The 13,589-nt window shown below is 39.8% G+C and carries 13 protein-coding genes; 2 read left to right on the forward strand and 11 right to left on the reverse strand.

The features are described from left to right. Positions 1 to 76: 76 nt before the first annotated feature. The 3 genes from ACLR96_RS07570 to ACLR96_RS07580 form a co-directional block, all read right to left on the reverse strand. Positions 77 to 1,081, reverse strand: coding sequence for a zinc-binding alcohol dehydrogenase family protein (locus tag ACLR96_RS07570; protein ID WP_412265544.1), 1,005 nt, complete (start codon positions 1,079 to 1,081; stop codon positions 77 to 79). A gap of 19 nt (positions 1,082 to 1,100) precedes the next feature. Then, a complete protein-coding gene (locus ACLR96_RS07575; protein WP_177269942.1) occupies positions 1,101 to 3,053 on the reverse strand; it encodes a M28 family peptidase in 1,953 nt (650 codons plus the stop codon). 81 nt (positions 3,054 to 3,134) lie between these two features. Then, on the reverse strand, positions 3,135 to 4,736 hold the full coding sequence (locus tag ACLR96_RS07580; RefSeq protein ID WP_177269940.1) for an APC family permease: 1,602 nt from the start codon (positions 4,734 to 4,736) through the stop codon (positions 3,135 to 3,137). Positions 4,737 to 4,950: 214 nt separating this feature from the next. Here ACLR96_RS07580 and ACLR96_RS07585 point away from each other — a divergent pair, with 214 nt between their 5' ends. After that, on the forward strand, positions 4,951 to 5,595 hold the full coding sequence (locus ACLR96_RS07585; protein WP_177269938.1) for a GntR family transcriptional regulator: 645 nt from the start codon (positions 4,951 to 4,953) through the stop codon (positions 5,593 to 5,595). Here the strand turns inward: ACLR96_RS07585 and ACLR96_RS07590 are convergent. Together ACLR96_RS07590 and ACLR96_RS07595 are read right to left on the reverse strand one after the other, a co-directional pair. Continuing rightward, positions 5,592 to 6,938, reverse strand: coding sequence for a CNNM domain-containing protein (locus tag ACLR96_RS07590; protein WP_177269936.1), 1,347 nt, complete (start codon positions 6,936 to 6,938; stop codon positions 5,592 to 5,594). The genes ACLR96_RS07585 and ACLR96_RS07590 overlap by 4 nt on opposite strands. A 45-nt stretch (positions 6,939 to 6,983) precedes the next feature. Further along, positions 6,984 to 7,643, reverse strand: coding sequence for an HAD-IA family hydrolase (locus tag ACLR96_RS07595; protein ID WP_177269934.1), 660 nt, complete (start codon positions 7,641 to 7,643; stop codon positions 6,984 to 6,986). Positions 7,644 to 7,835: 192 nt separating this feature from the next. On the opposite strand from ACLR96_RS07595, the gene ACLR96_RS07600 reads away from it, so the two are divergent. After that, on the forward strand, positions 7,836 to 8,540 hold the full coding sequence (locus ACLR96_RS07600; RefSeq protein WP_177269932.1) for a DUF554 domain-containing protein: 705 nt from the start codon (positions 7,836 to 7,838) through the stop codon (positions 8,538 to 8,540). A gap of 63 nt (positions 8,541 to 8,603) precedes the next feature. Here the strand turns inward: ACLR96_RS07600 and ACLR96_RS07605 are convergent, their stop codons facing one another. The 6 genes from ACLR96_RS07605 to yedF all read right to left on the reverse strand — a co-directional run bounded on the left by ACLR96_RS07605 (position 8,604) and on the right by yedF (position 13,577). Then, positions 8,604 to 9,209 (reverse strand): PepSY domain-containing protein, encoded by a 606-nt coding sequence (locus tag ACLR96_RS07605; RefSeq protein WP_177269930.1) that lies wholly within the window; start codon positions 9,207 to 9,209, stop codon positions 8,604 to 8,606. Positions 9,210 to 9,345: 136 nt separating this feature from the next. Continuing rightward, positions 9,346 to 9,693 (reverse strand): hypothetical protein, encoded by a 348-nt coding sequence (locus ACLR96_RS07610; RefSeq protein ID WP_177269928.1) that lies wholly within the window; start codon positions 9,691 to 9,693, stop codon positions 9,346 to 9,348. A 104-nt stretch (positions 9,694 to 9,797) separates the two neighbouring features. Continuing rightward, on the reverse strand, positions 9,798 to 11,027 hold the full coding sequence (gene yqeC, locus ACLR96_RS07615; protein WP_177269926.1) for a selenium cofactor biosynthesis protein YqeC: 1,230 nt from the start codon (positions 11,025 to 11,027) through the stop codon (positions 9,798 to 9,800). Continuing rightward, positions 11,024 to 12,136: an aminotransferase class V-fold PLP-dependent enzyme gene (locus ACLR96_RS07620; protein ID WP_177269924.1), complete on the reverse strand. Its 1,113-nt coding sequence runs from the start codon at positions 12,134 to 12,136 to the stop codon at positions 11,024 to 11,026. The genes yqeC and ACLR96_RS07620 overlap by 4 nt, the downstream gene beginning before the upstream one ends. Then, a complete protein-coding gene (yqeB, locus tag ACLR96_RS07625) occupies positions 12,120 to 12,947 on the reverse strand; it encodes a selenium-dependent molybdenum cofactor biosynthesis protein YqeB (protein WP_412265547.1) in 828 nt (275 codons plus the stop codon). Before yqeB ends, ACLR96_RS07620 begins: the two co-directional genes overlap by 17 nt. A gap of 9 nt (positions 12,948 to 12,956) precedes the next feature. Then, positions 12,957 to 13,577, reverse strand: coding sequence for a sulfurtransferase-like selenium metabolism protein YedF (gene yedF / locus ACLR96_RS07630; protein WP_177269922.1), 621 nt, complete (start codon positions 13,575 to 13,577; stop codon positions 12,957 to 12,959). Positions 13,578 to 13,589 lie beyond the last annotated feature (12 nt).

A 13,589-nucleotide genomic window follows, 5' to 3' on the forward strand; every position in this document is an offset into this window, starting at 1 on the left:
CTTCAAGCAGGTATCCGTGATAACCCGCTTCTTTCAAAGTCTTATATGTTAAATCTTTCATCGAAACTCCTTAAAACTATATCATCACTTTGAGCCTTTCAGCTGAGTTTTTGTAAAATTCTTTAAAGGCCTTATCACCTTCATCAAATGAATAAGTCTTTGTAATTATCTTATCAAGTGGAATCCTTCCTGTCTTAAAGATATCTATAACCTCAAGAAAATCACTCTTCACCGCATTTCTTGAACCGTATATCTTAAGTTCTTTTCTTTGCAGTTCGGTAAAATTAAAATTTACAGTTTTCTTTCCCACACCTATCTGTATCACTCTTCCTGCAAAAGCCACTGCATCCACCGCATTTTGAAACGTCTGTGGAAGGCCTACTGCTTCTACAGTCACATCATATCCGTTTCCGTCTGTTCGAGTTTTCACGCTATCTGCAAAATGTTCATTGTTTTTTATATACCCGTCAAATCCAAAACACTCCGCATACTTAAGTTTATCTTCAGCCACATCGCATATATCTACCGATGCGCCTGCCTCTTTTGCCGAAAGAGCAGCTACGATACCTATGGTGCCCGCACCTATAACCAAAACCTTTTCGCCCTCTCTGATGCCGGCTTTTTTCACTCCATGATAACCTATGCAGAAAGGCTCCACGAGAGCAAGATGTCTGGCCTGTATGCCCTGACTTTTATAAAGACGCTCTGCCGGCATCGTTATATACTGGCAAAATGCTCCATCTCTTTGAGCTCCCATAGTCTCATTATGCTCACAGCAGTTCACATACCCTCTCATGCAGGAATAACAACTGCCACAATTAAAATACGGATTAGCCGTAACAACCATTCCCTTCTCAAGGCCATATGGGTTTTTCCCTATCTCCGCGATCTCTGCTGAAAATTCATGCCCCGGTATCCTTGGATATCCGGCATAAGCAAAAGTTCCGCGATAAGTTCCGAGATCTGAACCACATATGCCTCCGTAAAGAAGTTTAAGAAGGGCCTCTCCTTCCTTTATCTCAGGTACAGGCATTTCTTTATGACAAACCTCGCCAGGTTTTTCTATGCATATATATTTCAAAGCTTTACCTCCTCAAACTTTATAGTTTGCCAAGCAGACTGCCGGCATCCTTCTTTACCACTTTCAATACATTAAGTTCTGCAAGTATCGCATCTTTCAGATATTTACGCTGTCTTCTCTCAGCTTCTCTCACAGCCTCTGTTTCCGCATCTGTACATACCCCTTTAAGCAGTGCTCTTATGACTTTATAAAGATTTTCATTTCCATTATCGACAAGGCCTGCGCCCCAGCTTGGCTTAGCACGTTTGGTCACCTGTTCTTCAAAGAAAGTATATGTTCTCTCACTAAAAAATTCAGCATAATAATTAAAGTCTACTTCACTGAGAACCTTTGCCGCCTCCTCGTACTTTTTCTTATCCATAAGATCTGAAGCGATTTTGAGAGACTCTATATTTGATATATATCTTTCATGAGGAGCTATCATCTCATCGTTCCAGTTAAGCCTTATAAAATTCTTATGAATAAGCCTGTAAAGATCATGAAGATCATGTTCAGCAGATCCTGAAATAAAGCCCGACGTTTTTTTATTGACATCTTTTATTTTATCGCTGAGTGATCCGAGAAGACCTATAGTATCCACAAAGGCAGTTTTTTCTTCTTCATTCAAATATACTTTTACACTTTCATATGCATCATATATTCTCCGTTTCAAATTTACAGGGCATATTTTTGTTCTGTCAAGAGATACGATGATATGCGCAAATAATCTGTGAAACATCTCAAAAGCCTCAAAATCAAATCCTGAATCCCAGCCGCTGTCTGAACTGTGAAGTACTTTTCTGTCGGCCAGACATCCGTCATACGCTCCTGCTACAAGACTTGGCATTCCTGCCTTTGTGTAGCTGAAATCTTCAGTAGCTGATGTCAGCTTCATGTTAACTTCAATAGTATAATTTTTTGTATCTCCGAAATCTGACACACTTTCTTTTACAAAATCATACAACTCTTTCGTACACACTATACAGAATCTTTCTTCACCTTTCACAGCATAAAATCCGTCAAGATTTACAACAGCAAAGCCATTGTTTCTCCACTCCGGCCTCACCTGCGTTATTTGCTTATAAGCTCCTACTGCCCAGTCATATTTACAATCTGTAAGTCCCCATTCTTCAGCTCCGTGAGCAACAAATCTTATAGTTCTGTCAGGAACATATCCGTTTTCGGTAAATAATTTAGCAAGTCCCAATGCCCAGCCTATGCCCTGCACATCATCAAAGACGGTGAAATAATATGAATCATAATGGTTTATCACATATATCACATCATCTGTTTTCCCCGGAATATCTCCCCATACATTATAGGAAACCCCGCCGCCGGACACCTTACTTCTGGCACTGAGAACAACTTTCATCTCCGCACTTTCTGATCTTTTCATAATCTCTTTAAGATCTGCCCCATCCCTTTTTCCGATAGAAAATACCATAAGATCTGCAGGTCCGCATATATCTTCAGATACCAGAACGTTATCTCCTTCTTGCCCGAATCCCCCTACATTTATACATATAACACCGGCTGCCCCGGAAAGGGAAGCTTCATATGCCGGAAAATTTATCCACCATTCTTCAGCCTGATTTATATCTATAAGTACAAGTTTTCCTTTCACATCAATACGCCGCAGATCCGTTTCTGTACCTCTCCCTGCGTATACCAGTGGGAACTCACGATTTTTACAGTTAGCATTGCAAGCATATCCTCCCAAGATCACCTCTTTGCGTTCGCCATCTGTCCCCCTATATTTAAGTCTTGCCTCTTCAAATACCCACCTGTCTACACTACACGGATCTTTAGTGACATTCACAAGCCCCGCCTGCCTGAACTTTTCTGCCAGATAATCTGCCGCTCTGTGTTCAGCAGGAGATCCTGCACTTCTTCCTCCGCAATCTTTATTATCAGTGATCTTAGAAAGCTCATCCATCACTTCAGTAGAAAATGATATATCAGCCTTATTCTTTATCCAATTGATATTTTCCATAACTTAACTCATCTCCATTAGTAAGTATAGGGAGCACAATATATCTCATGCTCCCTACATATCCTTCTTTTATACCGACTGTTAATCGTTCTTTTCACACCAGAACAGCTTTGCCGGATCTTTTTTTCTTCCGAATATCATAAGAACTACTCCGAGAACTCCACCTATTCCTATTATCAGCTTTATAGCCAACAGATAATGATTAAATACTCCCGGATCATAGTTATCTGCCCCGTCAAATGAAGGGAACCATAATACCGCCAGAACGCCAAGTATAGCCCACATTACAAGAATCAGACCAATTCTTGAAATATCTCCCGGCGCCAGTTTAGTCTTAGGATTAGTCGGAAATCTCTTAGGATTGATCTTCGTAAGACCTCCCTTCGCTGCTTTAAGAATAATGTAGATCAAAGGACCGCTCATGATACCGCAGATACTGTAAACAAAATCATGAGTACCACTCAGATAAATTGCTATGAAGCCCACCAGAAAAGGTACAGCGCTGTAAGCTACAAATAAAGTGTCTTTCACTTTAAGCTTAAACGGTCCATCTGCATGTGTCTTTCTGACTCTTCTTATTATTCCTGAAATCTGCGTAAGACTTGATGCAAATATACTCATCATTACAGTTCCCACCACAAGTGAACTGAAATCAAATGTACAGAGGAAAAATCCCACGATAGCTACAGTAAGTACGCCTACATAAGGAACACCCCTCTTTTTATCACACTTAACCAAGAATTTAGGGCAGAGATTGTCCGCTGCCATAACAAAGAATCCTCGGGAAGTAGATGCTATATACCCATTAAACAAAGAAATATTGGAAAGTACCGCTACTATAATAAAGAAACTGTAAAATATCGGTCCTCCAAAGGCAGCTACATCCTGATATGACATTCCTTCTGAACCCCACTGCTGCCAGTCTCCCAGTGAACACAAACCTGCCATCGTAGGTATCATATATGTAAGAATTATAAGCGGTATAGCTATCATAAGAGCTTTAGGTATCAGCTGCGGTCTGTCCAGCTCTTCTGTCATAATAGACATAGCCTCCATGCCGCCGTACATCCACATACCTATAGCAAGAGCATTTCCTATGCTTTCGATAAGAGTCTGATTCTCAGGAATAAAAGGTTCCACAGGAGATTGATGATAATGTGCAAATCCCAGAACAGCGACAATGGCAAAGGATACAAGGATACTTATGGATATTATAGTATTAATAATAGCAACATCTTTGATGCCGCGCAGATTAACGATTGTAAAGATAACTATGAAAGCTATCTTCATAGCATACTCCTGGGTGGATGTAAGACCAAAAGCACTTGTCATATAACCCGCAGCCAGCACAACGAATGTTATGGTGTTAAAATATCCACCTATTGTTCTCCACCATCCCATCTGAAATCCCCAAAACTCACCGCATGTCTCCTGAACCCATTTATAAGGTCCGCCCTCTGCCGGTATAGCCGAACCCATTTCAGCACATACAAATGCCTGAGGATAAGCCCATACTATAGGAATGACTACCAGCATTACCATACATAATCCGGGGCCTGCCGCCGGCACCATATCTTCAATACCATAAGCTCCCGCAGCAGTCAACGAATAGATCGTTCCCACTATGGCCAGAAGCCCTACTTTATGGCGTTTCAGGCCGGTGGTATTTTGTAAATCACTCATTTCTACCTCCAAAAAATAATAATAAATAGCGATATATTTTGTTGTTATACATCATAAATATTTTATATATATCTGTTGTATACAACATATTTTACAGCATAATTTTACTCTTACTATTTTGTGTTGTCAATGTATTTTTACAACTTAGACTATTGCTTTTTTTTATAATGTATTATACTGTATAAATATACCAAAATTTAAGAAGGAGTCTGCTATGGCAAAAGAAAGTCTTAAAAGCAAAGCTTATAATCTTATAAAAACAAAAATCGTAAACTGTGAATATGCTCCGGGTACATTTCTAAACGAATCCATGCTCATGGGAGAAATAGGCTCCAGCCGAACACCTATCCGAGAAGCTCTCAGTAAACTCGAACAGGAAAATCTTGTAAGAATACTTCCTAAAAAGGGAGTCATGGTGTCTGATCTTTCGGTTAATGAAATAAATATGATATTTGAAACAAGACTTCTTATCGAACCATATATCGTGAAAAACTATGGTCAATTCGTCCCACCTGAGATACTTACTTCAATGAAAGATACATTCACAAGAAGGCACCTTCTCGAAATTTCCTCTGAAGAAATATACTCCAAAGACGAACAATTTCACAAATTGCTTATAGAATCCAGCAAAAACGTCTATTTCATACATACTATGGATCATATATACAACCAGAACTACAGACTTCGCGTCATCGCAGGCAATGGCTCACGCGACCGTATTATCGCTTCCAACGATGAACATATACATACCATCGAACTCATGCTTGCAAAAAAATACGATGCAGCTTCACAAGCCATGAAGCTGCATCTTGAAAAAGCAAAAGAAGCAAGTTTCTCAAATTTTATAAATTCATATTAAGAAACTTTATCCTCAGCAGGCTCCTGTTCCTGCTGTTTTTCTATCTTGATCCTTATTTTATCTATGCGGTGACGCTCCATGCGATTTATGATAAACGTCACCTTTGTATTTTTATTTTCTATTGATACTCTGTCCCCTTCATCCGGGATTCTGTCAAAAATAGTCAGAAGAAGTCCGGCAGCAGTTTCACATTCTTCTGTTTCTTCCGGCTCGAAACCTATCAGCTGCACAAGCTCTGAGACAGGAAGAAGCCCGTCTATAAGAAATCTGTTGCGACCCAGCGATATCACCTTCGAATCTTCGCTCTGTATATATTCATCATCATCTATATTCCCCACTATCTGCTTCATAACATCTGATGAAGTGACAATACCGGCAGTCCCGCCGTATTCATCTACAACAAGAGCAAATTTAGTCTCTTTATCCTGCATTATCTGCATAAGACGATCCACAGAAAGAGATTCGGAAACTGCTACCACCTCTCTTACGGGAAGATTCTCATAGTTGGTTCCGTTTATCTTCTCATCATTCCAGTATAAATCCTTAAGATGAATAAATCCCTCTATGTGATCTTTATCTCCTCTGCATACAGGATATCTCGTATATTTACATCTCTTTATCATATCCAAATTCTGACTGTAAGGCAGCGCCAGATCAAAACACTCCATATTTGTCCTCGGAGTCATGATAGAGTATACATCTTTATTATAAAGTTCGAATATATTGTCCACAAATTCATTCTGTTTGGGATCTATGAGACCGCTCTTGGTACTTTCATCGATAAGAATCTGAATCTCTTCGCCGGTATAAACTTCATGTTCGTTAGCGATATCATGACCCATCAGCTTCATAACTCCGTTTGTGACGGAATTGAACAGCCACATTATCGGCGCCGTTATACGGTAAAACCACACAAGCGGCAAAGCCGTAAAACGGGCATATTTATCCGTTGAAAATATAGCCAAAGACTTCGGGATAAGCTCTCCTACCACGATATGCAGAGCTGTTACCAAAGCGAATCCCACTGCGACAGAAATAGCCGACACTGCAGATTCCGGAACATCTAAAAAAGCAAGACCCGGACGAATAAGCTCTGAAACAGCAGGTTCTCCCAGCCATCCCAAAGCCAGCGATGCCAGTGTTATACCAAGCTGACATGCCGAAAGATACGCGTTTACATTATTAGCCACGAGCAAAGCCGCTTTTGCACCGCTTTTCCCCTCCTCTTCGGCAATCTGCAGCTGTGATTTACGAACTCTTACAAGGGCGAATTCAGCTACAACGAAAAATGCATTCATCAATAAAAAAAATACTACTAAAACTAAACTAAGTGCTACTGACAAGTAAAATCCTCCTTTTTACTGTTTATGAATATCTGAAAAAAATCTTTATCGGCTCTCACGCATAAGTATCTTACAGAGCTCATCAGGTGTCTGCGCAATAATCTCTGCTCCATGGCTCTTTAGAAAATCTTTTTCCCGAAATCCCCATGATACAGCGATCTCATCTATATCTGCATTTTTTGCAGTCTGTATATCAACCTCAGAATCACCTATATATACCGACTCTTTCTTATCAATACCAAGAACATCCATAACATATTCCACACTGTCCGGACAAGGCTTTCTTCTAACACCTTCTCTTTCTCCTACAGAAATATCCGAAAGCCCGAAAAAGAATTTCCTGCATAATTCTTGAACTGCATAGTCGGCTTTATTAGATACGACTGCTATGCGAATACCCGCATTTTTCAGAGTATCAATACATTGCAGCATACCCTCATAAGGTTTTGTTTTATCAAAGCAATGATCTTTATAATACTCGTTAAAGTCACGGAACACCCTTTCCGTAACATTGTCTTCTGAACCCTGAGGCACAGCTCTTTCAATCAGATTATGTATACCATTGCCGACAAACTGCTTCACCTCATTTGAAGTCCGTACAGGCAGATGATTTTGACTTAAAGCGTAATTCGTACTATCGGTAAGATCTTCCAATGTATCAAGTATCGTGCCGTCCAGATCAAAAATAACCAGGCTATATCTCATATTATATTTGTCCTTTCTCTGGTTAAAAAAATATATTCTTTTTTATGATATCGCAAAAAAGCCCGGAGTGCAATAATACCTTTAATTTTTCTTTTTCGCGCTCTTATACTTGACACAGAAAAAATTTTATGTTAAATTTCCATATCTTTTGTGTAAAATGAACAAATATCAAGAAGAAAGAAGGAAAAATATATGTATCCATTAGGGGTTATAATTGATTGTTTATGTGTATTCATAGGGACAAACATAGGATGTTTTATGCAGAACAGGCTTCCGGAAAAATTAAAACATTCACTCCACGATGTCTTCGGTGTCGCAGCGATAGCCATAGGAATAACATCTCTGATAAAGCTCAGCTCTCTTCCGGCTGTCATACTCTCTCTTATCCTTGGAATGATAGTAGGAGAACTTCTTGATGCTGAAAAACATATCAAAAGCTTTTTCAGTAAGATACTCCTCAAATTCAAATTTTCCGTACCAAATGATGAAGATGAATATTTACAATTCTATCTGATTGTTGCCATAACATTCTGCGCCAGCGGCACAAATATCTTCGGCGCCATCGATGAAGGCATTACCGGCGATTTCACCATATTGCTGTCAAAGGCCACTATGGACATATTCGCCTCTGTCATATTCGCTTCGACGCTGGGAAAGGCTATGAATCTTATAATCATTCCGCAGTTTCTCATACTCAGTCTGTTCTTTTACTCATCTCAGCTTATAACTCCGTTTATCACGACAAATATGTTCAATGATTTTATTGCTGTAGGCGGACTGATGACATTTATTCTGGGGCTTAATATCGCAAAGATTAAAAGCATAAGCGCTGTCAATCTGCTTCCCGCACTTTTGATCGTATGGCCGGCCTCTTATGCTTTTTCACTCTTTCTTTAAAGCGCCTTACATACAAAGAGAGCCCGTCATAATGGGCTCTCTGTCAAAATTCCATCAATATAATCAGTTGTGTACCGATTCGGCTCCTCTGCTTATTATGTCTCCTGTCACTCCGTCTATTTCAAAATCATATTCCATTCCGTCATAGACTATCTCTATTTCATAGACCAACTTTCCATGATCCGTATCCACATCCATCTTTTTCACCGAGTCTTCGCTCGCTCCTGAAACATTGGAAAGAGCAATCTCCCTTGCTTTATCCATACCTATATCATTTTGAGACGGAGCTGCCTGGTCAGAATTTTCCTGACCTGTTCCTATCTTCTTTGTCTCCATGTTTATTACATTACCGTTTCTGGCAAGTATCTCAAAATCATACAATGTATCATCATATGAAACTGTTACATCGTATATCATTCTTCCGTCATCAAATTCCTTGTTGGAGGTAAGTGAATATTCCTTACCTTGGACTCCTGCCTGCTTACATGCTATATCCCCGGCCTCTGACTTGCTTATGCCTCCTAAAACCCCCATGAACCAGCAGACTATAAGCGCTATTACAATTACAGCGGCTATGACGATTACAGCAATAATGCCCTTCTTCCCTTTTTTCCTCTCAGATCCTTTATTATTGGTCATGTTTTCTGCTGAATTATTATTTTTTTCCATTTTCCCTTCTCCTTTCAGTATATTATTCCGGTCGTTATAATGGTTAATCCTTCCGGCGATGTCTACATATTATACCACCATAATGAAACCTTCATTATTAATAGATTAAAAACAGATTAAAATAATATCAACTTTCTTATTTGAGTTCTCTGAGAAGCTCTTCAAAATTCATACTCATAAATGCTTCATCCTCAGTTACTCCCTGAGGATTCTTATAATCTTTCAACTCTTTTATATTGCCTGTCATATATTTTCCGTTTTCATAATCTTCATTTTTAACACAGGCAAAGATATACTCGTCTATATTCCATCTTACAAAATTAGTAATTCTTGTTTCCACAGCTCCATCTGTCTCGAAAAACCAGAAATCTCTCACCTCATTATCTTTCGTCCAGTGCATTATATAAACATCTGTTACCGGTGTCATTCCCATCTCCGCTGTGATACCGTTTTCCGCCAACAATTCAATAAATTTTTCTTTCATAAATAACGCCTCTCTTTATCTAAAATTTTCTGCAAAATATGTTTTGCTCTGATATATTTATAATAATACATTCTTTTAAAAAAATCAAATATATGAAGCTTGAATCAACCGGCCCCGCCGTCAGCGGAACACCTCGATTCTGCCGCCTTTTCAGCACGAATCAGATCTTCATGTGTATCAATATCATATAGCTCAATTTTATCTTTTACTTTCACAAGACTCACATCATTTTTATATTTCTCTGCCAGATACGATCCCCCTGTCTTTGGAGGAAGATCTGCAAGCTGACTGAAATATCTCTTTGCAAATAATATGGGTGCTCCCGTCTCTTTTCCGTAAGACAGACGACAGATACCTGCTCCTCCGCCGGAAAAGATCCTCATAAGATTCCCGATACTTTCGCGTCTTAGAAAAGGCTGATCACACGGGCAAAAAAGACACGCATCCATATCTGCCATTTCTTTTATACCTAAAGCAACTGCATCATTTCTGCCCGGAAGCTGATGAAATATCACATCTACATTAAACTTTCTGCATATATCCTCTACTTCTCTGCTTCTGGTAACAACAATGCGTCTTGCAAATATATCACCGTCTGTGATATCGAGAGCTGTCTCCATCATAGTCTTTTCTCTGAACTTTGCCAAAAGCTTATTGCTTCCGAAACGTTTACCCAGACCCGAGGCCATAAGAATGCACCCTATTTTCCCTCCGGTTTCAACATTTATGTCAGCTTTTATCAATGCTGCTATATGTCTTTGATATGCTGATCCATCGTGACTCGGCTCTATAACAATCTCCTTTTTCGGATATTTTTTTTTCAGCGGCTCTACATAGCCTTTCTTCACCAGAGTTTGTATATGAGAAGGAACTATCGCTGTATCATCACTGATATCCAAAACATTTTTTACAAGCTCCGGTCTGTGAGCTGCTTCTTCTACCTTTCTTCCAAGAGCATGAAGGCCGCATACTATTATTATTCTATCAACATTATCATAAATGACCGGCTCATATGAAGCCGGAAATTTTACAGGTTTTCTGTTAGAGCCATCTGCCTCTGTCAATACTATATCAGCATGCTCGCACACTTTATTATATGTATTTTCTGAAAGAGAGCCGAGCTTTTCACCATCCATTCTCCCTGCCATAACATAATGATTTTCATCAAGCGCCTTTATTATGATGCCGGGATCATCTGTAATCAAAGCATCCTTTTCTATAGCCATATGGGTAGAAGTATTCACCAATACTTTTAATCCCCGTCTCAGATATCTTTCGGCATATTTCTTTATGAGAGTTGTCTTGCCTCCTGAGCCTACTACTGCCATAATCATGCTTCATTCCCTCTGATCTTTATTATCTCTTTCAGCGCTTCTGAGCATTCTCTTACATCTTCTTTCCTGTTATTTATGCCAAAACTGAATCTCACAGTTGATTCTGTTCCGTAATGTTCATGAATCAAAGGGGCACAATGAGCTCCTGCTCTCGTCTCAATTCCGTATTCACGGGACAGAATATCGCTTACCGCCGCCGCATCCATACCCTCGACATTAAGTGAAACAATGCCTGTATATTCCTTTTCTTTTTCTCTGTAAACTTTCACGCCATCAAAGGATGAAAGTATCCTGCAAAACTCTTCTGCAAGTAACTGTTCGTGTCTCAAAATATTTTCAATTCCGCATTCTTTCAGAAAATCAAGCGACCTGTTCAGGCTTACTATCCCCGGGACATTCAGAGTACCCGCTTCAAGAGCTGAGGGATACTGCTTTGGATGTTCTGTATCAAAAGAAGCAAATCCGCTGCCCCCTACTTTAAGAGGTCGTATATCTATATCCTCTCCCAGACATATCCCCCCTATACCCTGCATTGCCAACAAGCCTTTGTGACCTGTAAAACATATCACATCAAGTTCACTTTCTTTTAGAGAAACAGGGAGTACACCTGCACTTTGAGCTGTATCCGCCACTGACAGCAAACCGTTTTGCCTGCAAAATTTTCCTATGCCTTCAATATCATTTATTTCTCCTGTAACATTGGAAACATGATTTATTATCACAGCCTTTGTATCAGACCTTATATGCTTTTTGATTTCTTCAGTTGAACCTCCGCATACAGAAAGTCGGCATCCTAAACGATAAAGCGGTCTAAGCACACTATTATGCTCCATATATGTTGTTATAATATGATCTTGCGGCCCAAATAATCCCTGTATAACCGTATTGAGGCTTTCCGTAACCCCGCTGGTAAATACAACATGATCAAAATCACAGTCAAATAAATCAGCCAGTTTTATCCTGGTATCCAGTACCATCCTTGCCGCATCCATAGCCATATGGTTGTTTCCGCGGCCGGGATTTCCCGGGTGTTTCAGGTATTCACATACAGCCGCTATGGTTTTCTCGGGTTTAAAATACGTTGTAGCCGCATTATCCGCATATATCATGTCTTTTTCCTTTCAATTTAAGAAGAGCTTCCAATACACCTCCCGCTATACACCTTGCCTTATCGGAAATCGTAAAACAATTATCATATTCCTCTTTACGAGGATCTATATCTGCTATCTTAAGCCCTTTTTTCACAACATATCCATCATGTATCACCCCGCGAAGAATACCGTCAAGAGATGCCTTTACGGGAATAATTCCACTGTCTGATTCGATAAAAGACACAATATCATCTTTCTTTACTATATCCCCGATCTGCCTTACTTCTCTTAAAACCCCGGAAGCAGGGCTGTGTATTACCCTTTCGCTGGTATAGCCTTCTATATTACCCGGTATTCCCGTATTTTCCATTGCCTGCCCCTCATATATCACTTTGCCAAGGTTATGCCCTCGCATGGTTTCTATAACAGCATCCACATCTTTTCCCGCGTAAAAACCGGGACCCAGACCTATGGTAACCGGAGCCATATCTCTATAAGTGCCCAGATTCGCCTTTGCCATGGTGGCATCCACCACCGCCAAAGGTCTGAGTTTCTTTATGCATAATCCATTAGGATCTATAAGCAATGCAATTCTGCCTTCCTTCAAAAGAAAAGCAGCCTCTTCTACAGATCCTGCCATACTGCATATAACACCTTCCACTTCATGCTTTCCTTCATATGCAGCCTCACAAAAAGCTGCCTTACGTCTTATGGCAGAAGGACTTGATATTTCCAACACAAGAACATTGAATCCACACTGATATAATTTGTATATGGTCCCTGTGGCAATATCTCCTCCACCTCTTACGATGATAAGATTCTCCATCATTCTCACCGCCTACGGTCTTATGACCTTTGATGCTCCACTGATAATTCTGACAATATCATACATATTTGTTACATTGCCTACAGCCAGTTTATCCGTCATACCGTAAAAATTGAGACATGTACCGCATGTGAGTATTTCTGTCCCCTCCCCTTCCATAAATAACAGATCTTCAAGACTGTCAGATTCTTCGCATGATAAAAAAGCTCCGCTGTTATACAGAATAACCGTTTCCGGCAATGAATCCTGCTTAGTCAGCGCAAAAACAAAGGCCTTCATCAAGGCTTTTCCCAGTTCTTTTTCACCCTGTCCCATGGTTTCAGCAGAAATTACTACCACATCATTATTGTGGGGTGACATATCACATACAATATCTTTACTCAGATCTTTCTGAAGATTCATATTTTTTCCGGCGCTTACAGTAATAGTTACCTGATAATTCACGTCATCTGTTTTTTCATGGCTGAAGCCATAACCCCTCACATTAGCAAACTTAGAGAGATTCTGCACAGCTATCTCATTATCCACAAGTACATCAACAGACTCTCCCTCCTCCATATTCTCTATCTCATTCTTTGTATTGACTACAGGCAAAGGACATATTAATCCCCTTGCATCAACTACGTGTTTCATAATACCCATCCT

This window comes from Lentihominibacter sp., from assembly GCF_046951855.1.
Classification (GTDB): Bacteria; Bacillota; Clostridia; order Peptostreptococcales; family Anaerovoracaceae; genus Lentihominibacter; species Lentihominibacter hominis.

What these genes read in the sequence shown, in the direction of transcription:
- ACLR96_RS07600 (WP_177269932.1), top strand. Translation starts at nt 7,836, where the DNA reads ATGTATCCATTAGGGGTTATAATTGATTGTTTATGTGTATTCATAGGG.
- ACLR96_RS07580 (WP_177269940.1), bottom strand. Translation starts at nt 4,736, where the DNA reads ATGAGTGATTTACAAAATACCACCGGCCTGAAACGCCATAAAGTAGGG.
- ACLR96_RS07620 (WP_177269924.1), bottom strand. Translation starts at nt 12,136, where the DNA reads ATGATATATGCGGATAATGCGGCTACAACGTATTTTAAACCCGAGAAA.
- ACLR96_RS07610 (WP_177269928.1), bottom strand. Translation starts at nt 9,693, where the DNA reads ATGAAAGAAAAATTTATTGAATTGTTGGCGGAAAACGGTATCACAGCG.
- ACLR96_RS07585 (WP_177269938.1), top strand. Translation starts at nt 4,951, where the DNA reads ATGGCAAAAGAAAGTCTTAAAAGCAAAGCTTATAATCTTATAAAAACA.
- yqeB (WP_412265547.1), bottom strand. Translation starts at nt 12,947, where the DNA reads ATGATGGAGAATCTTATCATCGTAAGAGGTGGAGGAGATATTGCCACA.
- yedF (WP_177269922.1), bottom strand. Translation starts at nt 13,577, where the DNA reads ATGAAACACGTAGTTGATGCAAGGGGATTAATATGTCCTTTGCCTGTA.
- yqeC (WP_177269926.1), bottom strand. Translation starts at nt 11,027, where the DNA reads ATGATTATGGCAGTAGTAGGCTCAGGAGGCAAGACAACTCTCATAAAG.
- ACLR96_RS07595 (WP_177269934.1), bottom strand. Translation starts at nt 7,643, where the DNA reads ATGAGATATAGCCTGGTTATTTTTGATCTGGACGGCACGATACTTGAT.
- ACLR96_RS07605 (WP_177269930.1), bottom strand. Translation starts at nt 9,209, where the DNA reads ATGGAAAAAAATAATAATTCAGCAGAAAACATGACCAATAATAAAGGA.
- ACLR96_RS07575 (WP_177269942.1), bottom strand. Translation starts at nt 3,053, where the DNA reads ATGGAAAATATCAATTGGATAAAGAATAAGGCTGATATATCATTTTCT.